The 575-nt window shown below is 49.0% G+C and carries 1 protein-coding gene; it reads right to left on the bottom strand.

The window, feature by feature from the left end; all coding sequences use genetic code 11:
- The coding region (locus R7Q11_RS28155; protein ID WP_318094481.1) for a FlgT C-terminal domain-containing protein at nt 1-575 on the bottom strand (575 nt) is incomplete at both ends.

Below are 575 nucleotides of genomic sequence, written 5' to 3'. Positions count from 1 at the left end.
TTCGGCTGATCAATCGTCAATTCTGCTTCTTGTTCATAGATGCGGGAGACCGTCAAAGTGATCTCGCTTTGCGACACTTTATTACGTGGTAAACCCTTTTGATCGATGAATGATGCCGTGTGCCACAGTTGCAGTTTGTCACCTTCTTTTACGCCGTGCATGCGGCCCAGATCCATCGTGACGGTGTTGCCAAAAACGGCCACCACTTCCGGTAGGGTAATCTTGCAAGACAGTTCGGACTCGAGGTCTAACATGATGTTGCGGCTGACGCGTAGCATCATTTCGCCATAGGTCGATGCCCAGAAACGTGCGCTGCGAGTATCAACTTGGCTGGTTTTGGCGAATGGCCAACGCGCGACTTCGCGGTAGGCTTTGTTGAAGACTTCATGGCCTGTCTTGCCATCGAAGACTTTCATCTCTAAAGCAAACTGACGGTTAATGATGTCGTCTTTTAAGAGTTGAGATTCAATCGTTGCCGTTAAGTCAGTGATCACGCCGCCAATAATGTATTGTGCGCCGTTGTCTTGCGCAATCATTTGAGTGCGAGCTGGATAATTGCTGCTGATTGAGTAGTC

Source organism: Vibrio sp. 970 (genome assembly GCF_033339075.1).
The sequence above is the reverse complement of the archived record's forward strand: the minus strand, read 5'-3'. Positions and strand labels throughout refer to the sequence as shown.